Raw genomic sequence first — 15,757 nt, forward strand, 5'->3', positions numbered from 1 at the left:
ATGATCGACGACGAGCTGCGCCGGGCGGCGGAAACCGAGCTGCGCCACCGCGTCCTGCCGTTCTGGCTGGGCCTGGCGGACCGCGAGCACGGCGGCATCCACGGGCACGTCGACGCGGACCTCGTGGTCGACCGCAAGGCGGACAAGGGCGCGGTGCAGGCGTGCCGGTTCCTGTGGACCTTCTCCGCCGCCTACCGGCACTTCGGCGACCTCTCGTACCTGGCCGCCGCGCGGGACATGTACCGGTTCGTGACCGGGCGCCTCGTGGACGACGAGCACGGCGGGGTGTTCTGGTCGGTCGACCACACCGGAGCCCCGGCGGACACCGACAAGCACGTCTACGCCCAGGCGTTCGCGCTCTACGCGTTCAGCGAGTACCACCGCGCCACCGGCGACGACGGGGCGTTGGCCAGGGCGACCGAGGTGTACGACGTCGTGACCGGCATCGGCTTCGACCCGGCGACGGGCGCGTACCGCGAGCAGTTCGACCGCGCCTGGGTGGTGAAGCCGAACGTCCTGCTCGGCGAGGCCTACCTCGCCGACATCACCATGAACACCCACCTGCACGTCCTGGAGGCGTTGACCGCCTACCACGCCGTCGCGCCCTCACCGGCCGTCGCGGGTCGCATCACGGCACTGCTCGACACCTTCCGCGAACGGCTCTACGACCCACACCGCCGTTCGCTGCGCGTCTTCCTCGACCCGGACTGGCGCGAGCTGGGCGACGTGATGTCCTTCGGTCACGACATCGAGGCGAGCTGGCTGATCGACGAGGCGTGCCGGGAGATCGGCGCGGACCTGCCGGACATGGTCGTCGGCCTGGCCGCGAACACGGCCGAACGGGCGGTGCTCGCCGACGGCGCGGTGGCCAACGAGACGGTGTCGGGGCGGCTCGACGCGACACGCGTCTGGTGGGTCCAGGCGGAGGCGGTCGTGGGGTTCCTCAACGCGCACGAGCGCACCGGCGACCGGGCGTTCCACACGCTGGCGCGCGGCACCTGGGACTACATCACCACCAGCGTGATCGACCCGCGCCCGACCGGGGAATGGCTCTACGCCAGGGATCCGGACAACACACCGCTCCCGAAGGAGGTGGCCGGGATGTGGAAATGCTGCTACCACAACGGACGCCTCTGCCTCCAGATGGTCGAGCGCCTCGCCGCGACTTCCCGCGCGTAGGCGCCTCGTGATCGGTGCCGGCCCGCGCCACCCGAACGGGCGGAAGCTCCTCTCCCCGTTGGATCTTCGACCTGTGGTGGGCAAGGATGTGCCTCGGCACGCGTGTGTCGCACCCGAGGTGGGCTGACGCCCTGGCACGAACGGCAAGCCACGATGAACTCTGTTGCGAGCGAGGTGTTGCCGCCCTCGGCGGACACCGATGTCCCGCTCGGCTCGGCAGCCGAGGACATGGTGCCGGTCGCCGATACCGGCGCCGGTCGCGGACCGCGGTGGCTGGACGACTGGCTCGACGCCAACCTCACCCGCGTCATGTCGTGGCGGCGGACCCTGCACGCGTACCCCGAGCTGATGCGCGAGGAATTCCGCACCACGGAGACGGTCGTCGGCATCCTGCGCTCGCTCGGCCTCGAACCACGCGTGCTGCCGATCGGGACCGGTGTCATCTGCGACGTCGGCAGCGGGCCGCGGTGTGTCGCCCTGCGCGCCGACATCGACGCGCTGGCCGTCACCGAGAACACCGGCCTGTCGTTCTCGTCGCGGGTCCCCGGTGTCTCGCACGCGTGCGGCCACGACGTGCACACCGCGATCCTGCTCGGCGCGGCGGCGGCGTTGGCCTCGGCGCCCGAACTGCCGGGCCGGGTGCGTTTGCTGTTCCAGCCCGCCGAGGAGGAGCCGGGCGGCGCGCACGACGTGATCGCGGCCGGTGGGCTGGACGGTGTGGAGCGGATCTTCGGGCTGCACTGCGACCCGAAGATCGAAGTGGGCCGGATCGGCACGAAGGTCGGGCCCGTCACGTCGGCGTGCGACCTGCTCGAGCTGCGGGTGGCGGCGTCCGGGGCCGGCGGGCGCGACGAACTCAGCTCCGACGTGGTGCACGCGCTCGGTGTGGTGGCGACCGGGCTGCCCGCGATGCTGGCCCGCCGCGTCGACGCCCGTGCGGGCACGGTGCTGGCGTGGGGGCTGATGGACGCGCCGGAGACGCCCTGCGGCACGCTGCGCGAGGGCGTGCTCCGCGGCACCCTGCGCACCGGTGATCCGCTGGTGAACGCCCAGTTGACCGACCTGGTGGAGGAGATCGTCGGCTGGTTGCTGCGGCCGACCGGGGTGCGGTTCGAACTGGAGCACGTCCGCGCTGTTCCGGTTGTGGACAACGACCTCGACAGCACGGTCGTGCTCCAGACCGCGGTCGCCGCCGCGCTCGGGCCGCAGGCGGTCGTGCCGACCACGCAGTCCTGCGGCGGTGAGGACTTCGGCTGGTACCTGGAGCACGTGCCCGGTTCGTACGCGCGGTTGGGCACCTGGTCGGGTGAAGGGCCGCAGGGGGATCTGCACCAGGCGACACTCCACGTGGACGAACGGGCGCTGCCGATCGGCGTGCGCACCATGGTCCACACGGCGCTCACCGCGTTGACTGCGTCCGGTGGACCCGAGGCTGAGCCGCCTGCCTGTTCAGCGGCCGTTCAGCGGGTTGTCTGAACCGGGTCTTCTCCTGTGTCGCGTCGGTCGAGGTCCCGCCGGGGACGGCGGGGTGGCGTGAACTGGGGGGAAGGTCGTGACGGCAGTCGATCCGATCAGTGCCCGGAGCAGCACCGATTACGTGCAGTTGTTGAGACGCCGCAGGGAAGTCGCCGGGCTGTCCTTCAGACAGCTGGACCGGCGGGCGCGTAGGTGCGGAGAGTCGTTGCCGCCCAGCACGGTGGCCACGATGTTGCGTCGCGCCACTCTTCCGGGGGTCGGTCTGGTGTCCACCTACGTCCGGGCGTGCGGCGGTGACGACGCGGAGGTGGCCGTGTGGTTGGCGGCACGGGCGCGGATCGCCGCGCCTGGCGCGTCGGTGCCGGTCGCGAGCACGGCCGCCACCGGGTTGTGCCTGCCGGTCCCGCCGCGTCAGCTCCCGCCGGGTGTCGCGGGCATGGTCGGGCGGTGCCGTGAACTGGCCGAGTTGGACGCGGCGACCAGCGGTTCGGAGTGCGGGCTGGTCGTGGTCACCGGCGGGCCGGGGGTGGGTAAGACCGCGTTGGCGGTCCAGTGGGCGCATCGGGCCACGACCCGGTTCCCGACGGCCAGCTGTACGTCGACCTGCGCGGGCACGGTCCGGGGGAGCCGTTGAGCGCGGGTGCCGCGTTGGCACACCTGCTGGTCGGGCTGGGCGTGCCGGCGGACGCGGTGCCGTCACTCGACCGCGGGCATGCGTTGCGGGTGCTCGCGCAGTCGGCGGGGGAGCGGGCGGTGGCCGACGAGCTGACGGCGGCCGGTGTGTTGGCCGATCTGTGCGACGGGCTGCCGTTGGCGTTGCGGATCGCGGCCGGCGCGCTCGATCAGGGAGCGCGGACACCGACCGCGGATCTGGTCGCCGAGATGTGTGCCGACGGGCTGCTGGCGGCGCTGGGTGTGCACGGCGATCCGCGGGCTCGGTTGGACATCTCGTTCGGGTACTCGTACGACGTTCTCGGTGACGTCGAGCGGCGGTTGTTCCGGCTGCTCGGGACGTTGCCGGCGCGGGACCTGGCCGCGCCGGTCGTGGCGGCGGCCGCGGAGATGACGATCGGCGCCGTGCGGGTGGCGTTGCGCCGTTTGGCGGACGGGCACCTGGTGGTGCGGCTCGGCGGTGACCGGTACGAGGTGCGGGGTCTGCTCCGGGAGTACGCGCGGGTGCTCGCGGTGGAAGAGCAGCAGCACCTGCCCGCCCGACGGGTGCGCCAGGCCGGAACCGACGCCGCCTAGGGCTCGCCTGGGCGGACACCCGACTCGGTTCGGGTGCGGAGTAGGCACGAACCGCCGCCGAGCCCGCACACCACCGCCTGGCGGCGGTTTGGCGGGGTCGGCGGCGGTTCGCGCGGGAAGTCCTGAGTGGACCGCCCAGGCACTACTCCGGGCGCTGCCACCGAGGATCGTCACCAGGCGGAGCGATCTGCGGAGCGGGCTGCCCCGGCAGGTCGACGGGAGCCAACCCGGCGGACGTCGGCGACAAGACCTCCGCCGGCGTGACGAAGCCCGGCACGGACTGCCACGCGCCGATCCGCTGCACGACCATCACCGCGAACACCGCGGCGGGCACCGAGAGCACGGCCGCCACGACCACCATCGCCGCGCCGTTGCCCAGTTCCTCCACGGTCTCGCTGCGCGTCATCATCCGGTCCGCGATCCGGTCGACCACCAGGTAGGCGAGGAACAGTCCCCACCACCAGTTGACCTCCGACGGCGACCGTCCCAAGTCGTGCCGGGGCCGGCTGATCCGCCACACATCGATCGTCAACCGGCGTGGAACCCACAGGCTGACGATCGGCAGCCAACCCCAGATCGCCCACCCCTTGCGGTAGTGGTGTTCGTGGGGTGCCACCAGGTCGGCGTTCGAGCGGACCCGCCACAACCACACGATGAACACCACACCGGCACCCACGTACAGCGCGCTGTTGCCCAACTCCAGCAGCTCGGTCGTCGCGATCGTGCCGTCGAACTCGACCTGACCGACCCGGTCGTCGACGTAGTCGCGCAACACGTCCCGCAGGTGCCACACCCACCCGGCCATGATCACGTCGGACAACGCCGTCAGCGACACCAGCACGACAAACGCGATCCCAAGCCCGCGCACCGAACGGAACACGTGTCCCCCCACATAGACGGTCCCCCGACCGGCGCGGAGCGTAACCGACGCGGCCTCACCACCGGACCGCGAATTCGTACCAGGGGCCCTCGATGTGTTCGTAGATCACGCCGTCCCCGTTCGCGTCCACCGGCACCCGGTCGGGGCAGTAGGCGTACCCGGTCGGATCGAGGAACCCGGCGTCGCTCACGGTGAGCAACGTGCAGCCGCCGGCGTCGACTTTCGCCGTCCTGATCGTGTGCAACCCGACCTGGCGGTCCAGGAGCCGGTGGTCCGGCTCCGCCGCCACGTCCGCGACCACGGCCTCCAACCCGGACCGGTGCGCCTCGAACACCGCGCTTTGGACCACCTCCGTGCGGACCGCCGCCCACGTCACCACCACCAGCGCCGGGACCAGCAGGAACGGCCACAGCCTGCCCACGTGCGGTTTCCGCGGCCGGGGCAGCGCGAGCACCGCGAGAACGCCCACCACCAGCCACGCGACACCGACCACCAGCCAGCACCCGTACACGGACAACGCCACCCCGAAGTACCCGCCGGGCGCGCTGACCGCCCACAGCGTGAGCAACACCGGAACCGCCGCTGCGATCACGGGCCACCACGGAGACCGCCACCGCGACACACGTCCGACCATCGAACCCCCTCTCCGTTCAGGGGGACGTGCCGCAGGACCCTCCGGTTCCGCTGTCCGCGCAGTTCTTGCACCGCACGGTGACCGCGTGTCCACCCGACGGCCACTCCGGCGCCGTGCGCGTCCGTTTTGGACGGCCGGTGTGCCCGCTTTCCTGTGTTCCACGTCACTTCCGTCGGCGGCATCCGGGCTCGATGCTTGGCTCTCATGACTCGCCCTCCGCCGCCCGCTCGCACCAGCCGGCGGGCGCGTGGCGCGGTGGCCGTCCTGTTCTTCGTCAACGGCGGGGTGTTCGCCAACGCGGTGCCGCGTTACCCCGAGCTGAAGGCCGGGCTCGCGTTGTCGAACGCGGGGTTCGGGTCCGTGGTGGCCGCGTTCCCGCTGGGCGCACTGCTGGTCGGGACGATCGCCGGTGTGTTGGTCGGCCGGTGGGGATCGGCGCGCACGGCGGTCGCCGCGTCCGTCGTGCTGGCGGCCAACCTGGTGTTCATCGGTGTCGCGCCGTCGTGGTGGGCGCTGGCGTGCGCCTTGTTCGTCGCGGGCTCGTTCGACGCGATCGCGGACGTGGCCGCCAACGCCCAAGGGCTGCGGGTGGAACGGCTGTACGGGCGGTCGATCCTCAACTCCCTGCACGGCGTGTGGAGCATCGGCGCGGTCGTCGGCGGCCTCACGGGTGCCGCCGCCGCGGGCCTCCACGTACCGGTGTCGTGGCACTTGGCGACGGCGGCCGTGCTGTTCGCGGGCCTCGCCCTGGCCGCGTCCCGTTTCCTGCTCCGAGGCCCGGACACCACAGCCGTGGCCGGCGTGGGACGGGTGCGGCTGCGGCTGATCGCGAGCGTCGGGCTGCTCGGCGTGGTCGCCGCGATGGCCAACGTGATCGAGGACGTCGGCGCGACGTGGGGCGCGGTGTACCTGCGCGGCGATCTGGGCGCCGGTCCGGCGATGGCGGGCACGGCGTTCATCGCGCTCCAGGCGACGCAGACCATCGGCCGGCTACTCGGCGACCGCGCCGTGACGCGCTTCGGTGACCGCGCCGTGGCGCGGACCGGTGCCACCACGGCGGGTCTCGCCATGGCGGTGGCCCTGATCTTCCCCGCACCCGTCACGACCGTGATCGCGTTCGGGATCGTGGGCCTGGGCATCGCCACGCTCGTGCCGGCGAGCGCACGTGCCGCCGACACCGCACCCGGCCTGCCACCCGGCCTGGGGCTGACCCTGATCGGCACGGTGGACCGCCTGGCCCTGATCGCCGCCGCACCGTTGATCGGCGCGGTCGGCGACGCCTACGGCCTGCGGACCGGACTGGCGCTGATCCCGGTCGGGGCGGCGGTCGTCGTGATCCTCGCCGTCACCCTCCACGACGGCGGGCCGGCACGCGGGCGCGCCGGCGGCCACCAGGCGTGACGGCGGTGCTACTTCGAGGACGAGAGCGGTTCCTGGAAGAGGACGGGCGGGGCGTCGCTGGGCGGACGCGGTGCCGCCGGTTCCTGGCGGGGCGCCCACTGCTCGGCGACCGGCTCGGGCGTGACGTCCTCGACCGGGGCTTCCACGACGGGCGCGGGTGCGGCGGCGGGCACGGCCAACTGCTGCTGCACGTGCGCGATCCACACCAGCCACATGGCCTCGTCGCGGTGACCGCGGTACTCGGCCTTCAAGCCCGCCAACGCCCCGCGGACGCGTGCGGCGATCACGGGGTCTTCACGCACGGCCGACCAGACGCCGCGCGACGCGGCGTCCCGGGCCTTGACCAGGAGGCGGACCTGGTCGGCCAACTCCGGTGCGGGCAGGTTCGCCCACGCCGCTGCGATTCTCTGTGCCTTGGTCACGGGTGCCATCCTCGTCGAGCGGACGGCACTCGGTTGCCGTGACACGATGTTATCAACCTCTCGTTTTTTCGAGGTCAGCCACCGGGTGCGGCGGGCGGGCGATGACGCTCAGACACCACTCGGATACGTCTCGGGTTCGAGGACGTCGACCTCGCGGGTGTGCAGCGGGCGCAGAGCCGTGGTCTGGTCCACCCAGATGAACGCGTCGTAGCGCTCGCCCAGGACGGTCTCCACGTAGTTGCCCCACCGCTCGTGCTCCGGGTGGTACACGACGCCGATCGCGCGGTGGGGGAGGGTGTCGGTGAGCAGGTCCGGTTGGTCGCCGCGGGGGAAGACGAACAGGGCTTCGCCGGGCGCGGCGTGGTGCAACGCGTCCTCCAGCGATCCCGACCGGGCCGGGGGCACCGGCATCGCGCGCATCCCGGCGCCCCACGCCTCGGCGGCCACCACCGTGCCGCGATGGGTGCCGAAGCCCACCAGCACGACCTGGTCGGGGCCGTACCGCTCGCGGGCGAGCTGACCGGTGTTGACCAGTCCGGAAGCGGCCATGTCGGTGGCACGCGCGTCGCCGATGTGGGTGTTGTGCGCCCACACGACCGCCTTCGACCCCGGCCCGTGGTGGTCGAGCAGCCGGTCGAGGGTGTCGTCCATGTGCCGGTCGCGGACGTTCCACGACGGCTGCCCGCCGCCGAGCAGGGACCGGTAGTAGCGCTCGGCCCCGGCCACGACCTCGGCGTTCTGCCAGGCCCCGAACCGGCCGGCGCCGTCCGAGGCCGCGTGCCGCCGCAGCCGCACCAGCAGGCCGACCACCTCGTTCTCGCAGCCTTGGGGCACGAACCGGGTGGAGAGCGCGTAGTCCTGCGGGTCGGTGCCGTGCGGCTCGAAGCACCGGTAGGCGGCCACCGCCGCGGGCACCTCCTGCGGGTCGTGCTCACGAAGGTGGATCAGGATCTCCCGCAGCGATTCCCACAGCGAGTAGACGTCCAGGCCGTGGAACGCCACCCGCTCCTGCTCGGGCAACCCGGCGTTGTGCCGGCGCAGCCACCGGCAGAAGTCCACGACCTCCTCGTTCGCCCACATCCACGTCGGCCACCGGTCGAACGCGGCCAGCGCGGCACGCGGGTCCTCGGGCGCGCCCGCCCGGCGGCGCACGGTGGCGTCGACCCGGTCGCAGGCGGGCCAGTCGCCCTCCACCGCGACGAACGAGAAGCCCTTCTCCGCGATCAGCCTCCTGGTCAGCTGCGCCCGGCGGCCGTAGAACTCGTGCGTCCCGTGACTGGCCTCGCCCAGCATCACCACCCGCGCGTCGCCGACGCGGTCCAGCAGCATGTCGAAGTCGCCGGCGTCGTGCAGCGGCACGGCCATCGCCGCGACCTCGTCCCCATAACGGCTCATGGGTCCCTCCGATGGGTGCTCGGTGTCGGCCTACCCGACGTGCGGTCGGGCAAAACAGGTAGGCGCGCCCCGCCCGCCGGTGCGCCACGGAAGACTTCGCGCCATGTCACGGCCGAGGCGTGCGGCGGAGCTGGACGTGGTGGACCTCGGGCTGCGGGCGAGCCGGGGACGCGCGGGGCGTGCCCGCCGAACTGCTCGACGGCTACCTGGAGGACCTGGCCGCGGTCAGCACGACCGGCGCGCAACTGGGTGTGGAACGGTTGCGGGCACGGCACCACGTCGGCGCGCGTGCGGCGGCGGACGGCGTGGCGTTGCGCGGGCTGATCGACTTCATGCGCCAGGTGGCCGCGGCGATGGGAGCCGAGGCGGACTGGCGGGTCGGGCTCGGGCGTCCGCAGTCGGGGCCGGGAGGTGCGGTGCGGTCGTTCGAGCAGGCCCGGTACGCGTTGGACATCGCCGAGCGGCTCGGGTTGCCGGGTCGGCTGCACAAGGCGGCCGACCTGCTCGTCCACAACGGACAGTTCATCGCCGCCGCCGTGCTGCACGCGTTCAGCCCGGCCGTGATCCCGCGCCCGGCCGGCGATCGCAAGGTGTTCGTCAGGTGCGGCGGGGCGTCGCGGTGGGACGCTCGTACGGTGACGGCCGGCCCTGACACGGTTGTCCTGGTCGTCCAGGACGGGGACTCGACATCGCCCGAGGAGGTCGCCGACTGGGTGCGCGAGTGCCTGGACGGCTGGCTCGAGCTGGACGTGGTGCTGGTCCGCCTCGTGGTGGGCGAGCTGTTCGACAACGCCCGGCGGCACGGTTCGCCGCCCTACGTGCTCGAACTCGTGCTCGACCGGTGGCGGGAGGCCCTGGTGGTCAGCGTGCGCGACCGCGCGGTCCGCCGGTCGACGCCGTGGCGGTCGTCGGCGGGGCTGGTGTTGGTCGACGGGCTGTCCTCGCGCTGGGGCGTGCTGACCAAGGCGGCCTTCACCACCGTGTGGGCCGAATTGGTCTTCGAGGACTGAGCCGCGCCGGTCTATCCACGATCCTGAGGCATAGGACGCCACCCGATCGGGAAAACAAGCACGTGGAACTCCTCGGTATCGATCCCCTGCGCACGGCCGGCGGTATCGCCAAGGGACTGGTCGGCCTGGCCCTCGCCCCGCTGGAGCAGACCCCCGTGCTGCGCCGCGACCGGCGGAAGGTGTGGTCGTGCCCGGGACGCCTGCACATAGAGGCGCACGGCGTGCACGGCCCGCGTGGCAAGCAGGTCGCCGGCCGGATCGAGCGCACGCTCGAAAACCACCCCGGAGTGCTCTGGGCCCGCGTGAACGCCCCCTCCGCACGGGTGATCGTGGCCGTCGAAGACCCCGCGCCACCCACCTCCGACCTGCTCGCCCTCGTGCGCCGGGCCGAAGCCGAGCCCGCCACCGAGGACGAGCGCCTGGTCGAGGACGAGCTGCACCACCCGGCGGACGGCCTCAAAGGCACCCGCCTGCTGTCCACGCTCGCCGCCGACGCGGCGGGCCTGGCGTTGGCCGCCGTCACGAAGATCGCCCCGTGGGCGCCGCTGCCCGGTGAACTGGTCGCCCTCATCGGCGCCGTCGACCTGCACCCCAGGCTGCGCGAGCTGGCCGCCGGACGGTTGCAGGGCCGGGAACGCGCCGATACGGCCACCTCGATGCTCGCCGCGCTCATCCGCGGCCTGGCCTCCCGCAGCGAGGGCACGGTGCTGGACATCGCCCAACGCGTGCAGCAGTGGCGCGAGGCGAAGGCGTACGAACAGGCGTGGTGCGCCGCCGAGGCAGGGTTGATCGGCGGCCCGGACGACGCCGAGGCCGAGCCGATCGTGGTCGAACGACCGCGCCCGTTCCCCGAGGGCCCGGTCGACCGCTACGCGCGGCGGGCGTTGGCGGCGGGTGCGGCGGCGGGCGTCGCGGCGGCCCCGTTCACCGGTCCCCGCCGGGCCGCGGCACTGGGCGTGGCGAGCCTGCCGAAGGCGCCGTCGGTCGGCCAGGCCGCGTTCGCCGCGCAACTGGGCCGTGTGCTGGCCACCAGGGGCGCGTTGGTGATGGACCGCGCCGTGATCCGCCGACTGGACGCGATCGACGTGCTGGTGCTCGACGAGACCGCGCTCGGCTCGGGCCGTTCGGTGCTCAGCGACCTGGTGCCGCTGCCGGACACCGAGCCCGCCGAAGCGGCCGAACGCGCGTTCGCCCTGTTCGACCCCGACGACCCGACCGCCGTGCGACACGACGGCGACTGGACCATCGGCCCGGTCGACCGCCTCGACCTGCAAGGGCGCAAGGGCACGCGCGAGCAACGCCGGTTGGCCGACCACGCGGCGGTGCTCGGCCTGACCAAGGGCCGTCGCCTCCAAGCCGTGGTGGCGGTCGACGTCGAGACCCCACCGGCCGTGGACGCGATCGCGGCCGCGGCACGGGAGGCCGGGCTCCGCGTGATCGTGGCCACGGACCGCGAACATGCGCCGGTCCGGTTCGCCGACCGTCTCATCCCGTCGGGAAAAGGCCTGGTCGGCGCGGTGCGAGCGCTCCAGGGCGACGGGCACGTGGTGCTGCTCGTGTCCGACAACCGCCGGGCGCTCGGCTCGGCGGACTGCGGCGTCGGCGTGCACCAGGACGGTGATCCGCCGCCGTGGGGCGCGCACGTCGTGGTCCGCGATCTCGAACCGGCCGTGCTGCTGGTGGAGGCGGTCCCGGCGGCCCGGCTGGTCAACCGGGACGGGATCATGCTTGCCCAGGCGGCGAGCGGCATCGGCGCGGTGAGTGTGCTCAGCACCCGTGGTCCCACGCCCGCCCAAGGTGCGGCCCGTGCGGTCGACGGTGCGTCGGCCATCGCGTTCGTGGACGGTGTGTGGCGGGCGAAGCGGCTGAGCGGCGCCACGCCGGCATCGGATTCCTTGGCCGCACCCGCCACCGCGCAGCCGTGGCACCTGATGCCGGCGGCCACCGTGCTCGACCGGCTGGGTTCGGGCCGCGACGGGCTGGCCGACGGCGAGGCGCAACGCAGGCTGCGCACGTCCGCCGGGCGGCAGGCCGTCGGCACGAGCCTGGGCAGCGCGTTCCTGGCCGAGTTGTCGAACCCGCTGACGCCGGTGCTGGCCGGTGGCGCGGCGGTGTCGGCGGCGGTGGGTTCCCCCGTCGACGCGGCGCTGGTCGTGGGCATCGTGGGTCTGTCGGCGCTGATCGGCAGCGTGCAGCAGGTCGTCACGGACCGGGCGCTGGCCAACCTGCTCGGCCGCTCGGCGGTGCGCGCCACCGTGGTCCGCGACGGGCGCGACCGCGAGGTGACGGCCGACGAGTTGGTGCCGGGAGACGTGGTGCGGCTGGCGGCAGGCGACGTGGTGCCCGCCGACTGCCGCCTGCTCGACGGTGAAGGGCTCGAAGTCGACGAGTCGTCGGTCACCGGCGAATCCCTCCCGGTGACCAAGGACCCGGCCCCGGTGGTGGCCGCCGAACTGGCCGACCGGTCGTCCATGCTCTACGAGGGCACCACGATCGCCGCCGGTGAGGCGCTGGCCGTGGTCGTCGCCACCGGGGACGCCACGGAGGTCGGCCGCAGCATGGCGGCAGCCAGGCGCAACACGCCCACCACCGGCGTGGAGGCACGGCTGGCCGAGTTGACCCGCAAGGCGCTGCCCGTCGCACTGGGGTCGGCCGCGGCCGTCACCGGCGCGGGACTGCTGCGCGGCGTGCCGCTGCGGCAGAGCATGGGCGCGGCGGTGAACCTCGCCGTCGCTTCGGTGCCCGAAGGGCTCCCGTTCCTGGTCAACGCCGCCCAATTGGCCGCCGCACGACGGCTCGCCGAGCACGGCGCGCTGGTCCGCAACCCGCGCACGATCGAGGCGCTGGGCCGGGTCGACGTGCTGTGCTTCGACAAGACCGGCACGCTGACCGAGGGCAAGCTGAGCGTCGGCCGCGTCGACAACGGCCGCCGTGGCGCGGCGCTCGGTGAGCTGAACGACGAACTGCGCCGGGTCATGGCCGCCGCCGTCCGGGCCACACCGGCCGCCGACGACCCCGGTGAACTGGCGCACCAGACCGACCGTGCCGTGCTGGAAGGCGCACGACGGGCGCGCGTCGGCCCGACGACCGGTGCCCGCGGCTGGACCCTGGTCGAGGCGCTGCCGTTCGAACCGTCCCGCGGCTACCACGCGACCGCCGGCAAGGTCGGGAAGCGGATGGTGCTGAGCGTGAAGGGCGCGCCCGAAGTGGTGCTGCCGCGCTGCGACGCCGACCCGCGCGAACTGCGCCGGCTGGAAGAGCGGGTCCGCCGGCTCGCCGGTCGCGGCCACCGGGTGCTGGCGGTCGCCGAGCGCACCGGGTTCGAAGGCGACACGGTGACCGACGACGACGTGAAGGGCCTGTCCCTGCTGGGTTTCGTCGCGCTGGCCGACCCGGTGCGCGACAGCGCGCCACCGGCCGCGGCGAAGCTGCGCGAGGCCGGGGTGCGGATCGTGATGATCACCGGCGACCACCCGGCCACCGGCGAGGCGATCGCCACCGAGGTCCGGGGCGACGCGGACATGACCGTGGTGACGGGATCGCGGATCGACGAGCTGGACGACGACGGGCTGGACGCGCTGCTGCCGACCGTGGACGTGATCGCCCGCTGCAGCCCGGCGCAGAAGGTGCGGATCATCGAGGCCTACCAGCGGCTGGGCCGGGTGGTCGCGATGACCGGTGACGGCGCGAACGACGCGCCCGCGATCCGGCTCGCCGACGTCGGCATCGCGTTGGGCAGGCGCGGCACGCCGGCCGCCCGTGCCGCCGCCGACCTGGTGGTCACCGACGACCGGCTGGAGACGATCATCGCGGCGCTGGTCGAGGGCCGGGCCATGTGGGCGTCCGTGCGCGAGGCGCTGGCGATCCTGCTCGGCGGCAACTTCGGCGAGATCGCGTTCAGCGTGCTCGGTTCGGCGTTGACCGGGCGGTCGCCGTTGACCGCACGGCAGCTCCTGCTGGTGAACCTGCTGACCGACCTGGCGCCCGCGTTGGCCATCGCGCTGAGCAGGCCCGCCGGCGAGTCCGTGCCCGACCTGCTCCGTGAAGGACCGACGTCGTCCCTGGGCAGCGCGCTGAACAAGGACATCACCGCCCGTGCCATCACCACGACCCTCGGCGCGACGGCGGCGTGGACGGCGGCCCGTCTCACCGGCCGCTCCCGCCGGGCGAGCACCGTGGCGTTGGCCGCGCTGGTCGGCACCCAGCTCGGCCAGACCCTCGTCACCGGCGGGCTGGACCGGTCCGTGCTGGCTGCGGGCCTCGGTTCGGTGGCCGCGCTCGGCGCGGTGATCCAGACGCCGGGCGTCAGCCAGTTCTTCGGCTGCACGCCGCTGGGCCCGATCGGCTGGGGCATCGCGCTGTCCAGCGCCACCGCCGCGAACGTCCTCGGCCTGGTGCTGAACCCACTGGTCACTCGACGTGCCGACTGACGGCACCGGGTACTTAACCGGTTTATCAAGGGCCCACCCGTTGGAAAATAGTTCGTCTCATTAGGCGGATCTTGACACTTAAACGGTTCACTGATTGCCTGGAGCGGCTGGGTTGGATGCGAACACGTACGGCCCGCCGCCGAACTGGACAGCAGCCCGTGCGAGTCAACGTCGCCTCGCACGGGCTGTGTTGTGCGTTGCGCGTCCCCAGCGGCAACCCTGGGCTGACCGGGCCGGCGTGCTGCACCAGAATCGGTCGGTCACACCACCGAGCCGCGGAGGTCGGTCCACCCGATGAGTCTCGTCCCCGGAGCCCGTCCGTCCGGCCGTTGGGTGCACACGTGGGTGTCCTCACCGCAGCCGACCAACCCGGCCGACATGCCGCCCGCGCCGTTCACCCAGGACAGCCTGGTGCTCGCCGACGCCACGCTGCGGCAGACCGTGCACACGTCCGTCGGCGGCGATCGGCTGCGGCTGTGGTTCTCGAACGCGTTCGGCAGGGCCGCGCTGCCGATCACCGCCGTGTCCGTGGCGCTCCCGGCTCACGGGCAGGCCGGGGTGAGCGCGGTCGAGCCGGGCTCGGTCCGCCGGGTCACCTTCCACAGCCGGTCCACTGTGGTCGTGCCGGTCGGCGCGCAGGTGGTGTCGGACCCGCTGGACTTCCCGGTCGCACCGGACGCGAACCTCACCGTGACGGTGTTCCTGGCCGACGGCCAGGCATCCGACCTCATCACCTCGCACCCCGGCTCGCGGACCACCTCCCACCTGCTGGCCGGTGACCACGTCGAGGCCGTCGACCTGCCGGGCGCGTCGACCACCGACCACTGGTACTTCCTCAGCGGCGTCGAGGTGTGGTCGGAGCGTTCCGCCGCGGCCGTGGTCGTGCTGGGCGATTCCCTGAGCGACGGGAGGGGCTCCACCACCAACGGCAACGACCGCTGGCCGGACCGGCTGCTCGCCCGGCTCCGGTCACGCCCGACCACCGCCGACGTCGCCGTGCTCAACCAGGGCACGGGAGGGAACCGCGTGCTCACAGACGGGGTCGGCCCGAGCGCGCTGGCCCGGCTGGACCGGGACGTGCTGGCGCAGAGCGGTGTGGCGTGGCTGGTGCTGTTCGAGGGCATCAACGACATCTGCACCGCCGACGCGACACCGGTGGCGCAGAAGCAGGTCGTGGACGACCTCTGCGCGGCCTACGAGCAGATCGTGGTGCGCGCCCACGCCCACGGCATCGGCGTGTACGGGGCGACGTTGGCGCCCTTGGGCGGCAACGAGGCCTACGACGATCTGGACGGCTGCCGTGAGGCGACCCGGCAGACGGTCAACGAGTGGATCCGCACCAGCGGCACGTTCGACGCGGTGCTCGATTTCGACGCGGCGGTGCGCGACCCGCAGGAGCCCCGACGCCTGCTCGCGGCCTGCGACGAAGGCGACCACCTGCACCTGAACCCGGCCGGCTACCAGGCGCTCGCCGACGCCGTCCCGGCGGACCTGTTCGAACGGCGCCCGCAGGGGCGCTGACCGGCTCGACGCGGGAGGCGTTGCCACGCAAAAGTTTCGTAACCCGGCTGTTCACGTATGTCGAAAGTGGACGTACCTCGGTCGGGCCGTTTTCCTTGCCGTGAAAGTGAAATCGACATAGGTTGGTGTGACCGAGCCCGAACCGGAAAGGGACCGAGCAT

The 15,757-nt window shown here is 73.0% G+C and carries 12 protein-coding genes; 8 read left to right on the forward strand and 4 right to left on the reverse strand.

Features of this window, described 5'->3' with window-relative positions:
• The 4 genes from FM051_RS21090 (at position 1) to FM051_RS21105 (ending at position 3,903) form a co-directional block, all read left to right on the forward strand.
• Positions 1 to 1,179 (forward strand): AGE family epimerase/isomerase, encoded by a 1,179-nt coding sequence (locus tag FM051_RS21090; RefSeq protein ID WP_158845971.1) that lies wholly within the window; start codon positions 1 to 3, stop codon positions 1,177 to 1,179.
• A gap of 153 nt (positions 1,180 to 1,332) precedes the next feature.
• Positions 1,333 to 2,655: an amidohydrolase gene (locus tag FM051_RS21095; RefSeq protein WP_158845973.1), complete on the forward strand. Its 1,323-nt coding sequence runs from the start codon at positions 1,333 to 1,335 to the stop codon at positions 2,653 to 2,655.
• Positions 2,656 to 2,884: 229 nt separating this feature from the next.
• A complete protein-coding gene (locus tag FM051_RS21100) occupies positions 2,885 to 3,289 on the forward strand; it encodes a DnaB-like helicase C-terminal domain-containing protein (protein WP_158845975.1) in 405 nt (134 codons plus the stop codon).
• Complete coding sequence (locus FM051_RS21105) at positions 3,208 to 3,903, forward strand: hypothetical protein (RefSeq protein WP_158845977.1); 696 nt, start codon at positions 3,208 to 3,210, stop codon at positions 3,901 to 3,903. The genes FM051_RS21100 and FM051_RS21105 overlap by 82 nt, the downstream gene beginning before the upstream one ends.
• A gap of 142 nt (positions 3,904 to 4,045) precedes the next feature.
• Here FM051_RS21105 and FM051_RS21110 read toward each other — a convergent pair whose 3' ends face one another.
• Together FM051_RS21110 and FM051_RS21115 are read right to left on the reverse strand one after the other, a co-directional pair.
• The gene (locus FM051_RS21110) at positions 4,046 to 4,771 is read right to left on the reverse strand and encodes a DUF4328 domain-containing protein (protein WP_158845979.1); all 726 of its coding nucleotides are present in this window, start codon (positions 4,769 to 4,771) and stop codon (positions 4,046 to 4,048) included.
• Positions 4,772 to 4,838: 67 nt separating this feature from the next.
• Positions 4,839 to 5,375, reverse strand: a complete 537-nt coding sequence (locus FM051_RS21115; RefSeq protein WP_158845981.1) for a hypothetical protein — start codon at positions 5,373 to 5,375, stop codon at positions 4,839 to 4,841.
• Positions 5,376 to 5,621: 246 nt separating this feature from the next.
• Here FM051_RS21115 and FM051_RS21120 point away from each other — a divergent pair, with 246 nt between their 5' ends.
• Positions 5,622 to 6,818: an MFS transporter gene (locus FM051_RS21120; RefSeq protein ID WP_158845983.1), complete on the forward strand. Its 1,197-nt coding sequence runs from the start codon at positions 5,622 to 5,624 to the stop codon at positions 6,816 to 6,818.
• Positions 6,819 to 6,826: 8 nt separating this feature from the next.
• On the opposite strand, the gene FM051_RS21125 is transcribed toward FM051_RS21120, so the two are convergent.
• Together FM051_RS21125 and FM051_RS21130 are read right to left on the reverse strand one after the other, a co-directional pair.
• Complete coding sequence (locus FM051_RS21125; RefSeq protein ID WP_158845985.1) at positions 6,827 to 7,240, reverse strand: hypothetical protein; 414 nt, start codon at positions 7,238 to 7,240, stop codon at positions 6,827 to 6,829.
• 108 nt (positions 7,241 to 7,348) lie between these two features.
• The gene (locus tag FM051_RS21130; protein WP_158845986.1) at positions 7,349 to 8,635 is read right to left on the reverse strand and encodes an erythromycin esterase family protein; all 1,287 of its coding nucleotides are present in this window, start codon (positions 8,633 to 8,635) and stop codon (positions 7,349 to 7,351) included.
• Positions 8,636 to 8,754: 119 nt separating this feature from the next.
• On the opposite strand from FM051_RS21130, the gene FM051_RS21135 reads away from it, so the two are divergent.
• From FM051_RS21135 to FM051_RS21145, 3 genes are all read left to right on the forward strand, one after another.
• Positions 8,755 to 9,645 carry a hypothetical protein gene (locus FM051_RS21135; RefSeq protein ID WP_158845988.1) on the forward strand — a complete coding sequence of 297 codons (891 nt, stop codon included), beginning with the start codon at positions 8,755 to 8,757 and terminating at the stop codon, positions 9,643 to 9,645.
• 62 nt (positions 9,646 to 9,707) lie between these two features.
• Positions 9,708 to 14,075, forward strand: a complete 4,368-nt coding sequence (locus FM051_RS21140) for a cation-translocating P-type ATPase (protein WP_158845990.1) — start codon at positions 9,708 to 9,710, stop codon at positions 14,073 to 14,075.
• Positions 14,076 to 14,369: 294 nt separating this feature from the next.
• The gene (locus tag FM051_RS21145; RefSeq protein ID WP_158845992.1) at positions 14,370 to 15,596 is read left to right on the forward strand and encodes an SGNH/GDSL hydrolase family protein; all 1,227 of its coding nucleotides are present in this window, start codon (positions 14,370 to 14,372) and stop codon (positions 15,594 to 15,596) included.
• Positions 15,597 to 15,757 lie beyond the last annotated feature (161 nt).

The organism is Saccharothrix deserti, assembly GCF_009769385.1.
GTDB lineage: Bacteria > Actinomycetota > Actinomycetes > Mycobacteriales > Pseudonocardiaceae > Actinosynnema > Actinosynnema deserti.

Bases quoted from the DNA above. Each gene is read 5' to 3' on its own strand.
- FM051_RS21090 (WP_158845971.1), top strand. From the start codon at position 1: ATGATCGACGACGAGCTGCGCCGGGCGGCGGAAACCGAGCTGCGCCAC.
- FM051_RS21095 (WP_158845973.1), top strand. From the start codon at position 1,333: ATGAACTCTGTTGCGAGCGAGGTGTTGCCGCCCTCGGCGGACACCGAT.
- FM051_RS21100 (WP_158845975.1), top strand. From the start codon at position 2,885: ATGTTGCGTCGCGCCACTCTTCCGGGGGTCGGTCTGGTGTCCACCTAC.
- FM051_RS21120 (WP_158845983.1), top strand. From the start codon at position 5,622: ATGACTCGCCCTCCGCCGCCCGCTCGCACCAGCCGGCGGGCGCGTGGC.
- FM051_RS21130 (WP_158845986.1), bottom strand. From the start codon at position 8,635: ATGAGCCGTTATGGGGACGAGGTCGCGGCGATGGCCGTGCCGCTGCAC.
- FM051_RS21145 (WP_158845992.1), top strand. From the start codon at position 14,370: ATGAGTCTCGTCCCCGGAGCCCGTCCGTCCGGCCGTTGGGTGCACACG.